The organism is Ruminococcus callidus ATCC 27760 (genome assembly GCF_000468015.1).
GTDB classification, from domain to species: Bacteria; Bacillota; Clostridia; order Oscillospirales; family Ruminococcaceae; genus Ruminococcus_C; species Ruminococcus_C callidus.
In genome coordinates this window covers 2723-5852 of the sequence record NZ_KI260328.1, presented here as the reverse complement: position 1 = coordinate 5852, position 3130 = coordinate 2723, and the positions used below count along the sequence as shown (strand labels likewise).

General features: G+C 51.2%; 2 protein-coding genes. Both read right to left on the bottom strand.

The window, feature by feature from the left end; genetic code table 11:
- Positions 1-157: 157 nt before the first annotated feature.
- Positions 158-1516, bottom strand: coding sequence for an NADP-specific glutamate dehydrogenase (gene gdhA / locus RUMCAL_RS03085; protein WP_021681039.1), 1359 nt, complete (start codon positions 1514-1516; stop codon positions 158-160).
- Positions 1517-2282: 766 nt separating this feature from the next.
- Positions 2283-3130, bottom strand: an 848-nt coding sequence (locus RUMCAL_RS03075; RefSeq protein ID WP_021681035.1) for an HAD family hydrolase, incomplete at its 5' end; no start/stop codon positions are given.

The window sequence follows — 3130 nt, the reverse complement described above, 5'->3', positions numbered from 1 at the left end:
CTCCCCTTTCAGGGGAGGCTTTTTATTCAGGCTCTCTTGAAAAGCGAAGCTATCCTCCCCCACACGCCAACAAAAACAGCCCATTTCCGGCAGACACACCGGAAACGGGCTGTTTCTTATTTATCAGATGAGAGAATGATACAATCGAACGCTTCGATTAGTATGCAACGCCCTGCCACTTCATAGCATCAGCAACCTTCAAGAAGCCGGCGATGTTTGCACCAACAACCAGATTGCCCTCTACGTCGTACTCCTTGGAACGATCGTATGCGTTGTGGAAGATGTTGATCATGATCTGCTTCAGCTTAGCGTCAACTTCTTCGAATGTCCAGGACAGACGTTCGCTGTTCTGGGACATTTCCAGACCAGAGGTAGCTACGCCGCCTGCGTTAGCAGCCTTTGCCGGTCCGAACAGAATGCCGGCAGCCAGGAACTTGTCGATAGCTTCCGGAGTAGACGGCATGTTTGCACCTTCTGCAACAACCTGAACGCCGTTCTTCAGCAGGATCTCAGCAGATTCGCCGTCGATTTCGTTCTGGGTTGCACACGGCAGAGCAATGTCACACTTGATTGTCCAGATGCCCTTGCAGCCTTCCGTATAGGTAGCACCTTCTACGCGGTTTACATATTCCTTGATGCGTCCGCGTTCTACTTCCTTGATCTGCTTTACAACGTCCAGCTTGATGCCGTTCGGATCGTAGATGTAGCCGTTGGAGTCAGACAGTGCAACAACCTTTGCACCCAGTGCCTGAGCCTTTTCAGTTGCATAGATCGCAACGTTGCCGGAACCGGAAACAACAACAGTCTTGCCCTTGACGCTGTCATTCTTCATGCAGCTCATCATTTCTTCTGTGAAGTACAGCAGACCATAACCGGTAGCTTCTGTTCTAGCCAGAGAACCGCCGTAGGACAGACCCTTACCAGTCAGAACACCGGTGAATTCGTTACGCAGTCTTTTGTACTGACCGAACATGTAGCCGATCTCACGAGCACCAGTACCGATGTCGCCAGCCGGAACGTCGGTGTCAGCACCGATGTGCTTGGACAGTTCTGTCATGAAGCTCTGGCAGAAACGCATGATTTCGTTGTCAGACTTGCCCTTCGGGTCGAAGTCAGAACCGCCCTTGCCGCCGCCCATCGGCAGTGTGGTCAGGCTGTTCTTGAAGGTCTGCTCAAAGCCGAGGAACTTGATAACAGATGCACAAACAGACGGGTGCAGACGCAGACCGCCTTTGTACGGACCAATTGCAGAGTTGAACTGGCAGCGGAAGCCACGGTTTACCTGTACCTTGCCGTTGTCGTCTACCCAAGAAACACGGAACTGGATCATACGTTCCGGTTCTACAATACGGTCGATAACGCCGTTGGTTTCATAAGACGGATCCTTTTCTACGACCGGCTCCAAAGACATCAGGACTTCGCCGACTGCCTGCAGGAATTCCGGCTCGTTGCCGTTACGCTTTACGACGCTGTCGTATACGCCCTGAAGATAAGCGTTCTTAAATGTAAATGCCATGGGAATCTCCTCCTGTTGGATAAAAAATTAAAATGTAGCAAAACATTCTGTCAAGAATACAGGTGATCCTGCCGCCGCGAGAGGCGTTCTGCCGGCAAACTGCCCTGCAAAATCCCGCCTGTGTGCGTTGGTCATGATCCCATATCCCCACGCTGTCCAAACTCAAAATGTATGTGATGCCTGTGCATTCGCTTCAAACACCTGTACACGCACTTCGAACAATATCTATTATACACCATTTGGCTATGTTTTTCAATGCAAATTTTGCAGATTTTTGCACTTTCTTCATATCGAAATCTGAGAAACCGTATTTTCAAAAGAAATCCTGCTTTTCAGTTTGAATTACAAATTTTGAAACGCGGAAAGAATCACATTGCAAAGTAGACAGCTGCATAGCCTTTTCCGCGGGACGGAGGAACCGTTCCCGCTGTACTGCCGCCGCCGGAGCAAAGAAAAAAGCCCTGCCTTTGTGAAAAAGGCAGAGCCAAAAGAAGCATTTTCTGCAAAGCGGGCAGCCGGTCGTAGAACAAAAAAATAAAAATTCTTGGGCGATGCCGCAGAGAGCCGTTCGGAAACGCCGTGCGGATCGCCGCAGATAAAACAGCTGTCAGCTGCAAAAAAAGCGGAACGCAGCACGTTCCGGAATGCCGTTCTCATTCCGAAAGCATCTGTTTTGCTCCAAAAAACATTATATCGAAAAAAGACCGGATTGTCAAGCAAATTTCAATTTTTCCCGAAATATGCGAAAAAACAAACGCGTTTTTTGTCAGATCTCCATGAAACGCAGGAGATCGGCGGGAGTTCGGGCGAGATCGTCTGCTCCGGCACGTTCCAGCTCCTGTTCCCCGCGGAATCCCCAGACGCAGCCAATGGTATGCACGCCGGCATTTTTGCCTGTCTGAATATCCACGTCGGAATCACCGATCATCACCGCCTGTGCTTTGGACATGCCGGCAGTTTTCAGGATCTGTTCCACGATCGCCGGAGCCGGCTTTTTCGGGCGGTCGTCGCTGCTGCCGAAGATCTGGTCGAAGCAGTCGCTGCCGAAATAGTGCCGGACAATGGTTTCCACAAAGGGCTGTGTCTTGTTGGAAGCCACCGCCAGATGTACGCCGGCAGCTTTCAGCTGTGCCAGAACCGCGGGAATGCCGTCATAGGGAGCCGTTTTGTCCAGACAGTGCCGGCTGTAGTAGTCGTTGAATTCCGCAAAAAAGGTTTCCACTTCTGCGGCAGGTGTGTCCGGCGGCAGACAGCGTTCGCAGAGTTTGTGCACGCCGTTTCCCACAAAGTGGTAGTAGGCATCGATAGGGTGCGTGGGCAGGTGCCGCTGTTCCAGCAGGTGGTTGGCGGTGCCGCCAAGATCGGCGATGGAGTTGACAAGTGTGCCGTCCAGATCAAAAATGGCAAGCTGATACATAAAACATGCTCCTTTGGTCGGAACCGCATGGCAGTTCCGGTTTTGGTGCGGGCAGCCTGTGTGGGCTGTCCATGCATTTATTCTGTCCATGCACTTATTATAGTACATGCTGGGGAATTTGTCAAACGCAGTAGACTTTTCAGCGTGCTTTTTGGGGACACTTCTTAAGGCAATACCGCACAAAGAGCGTCTGGCGA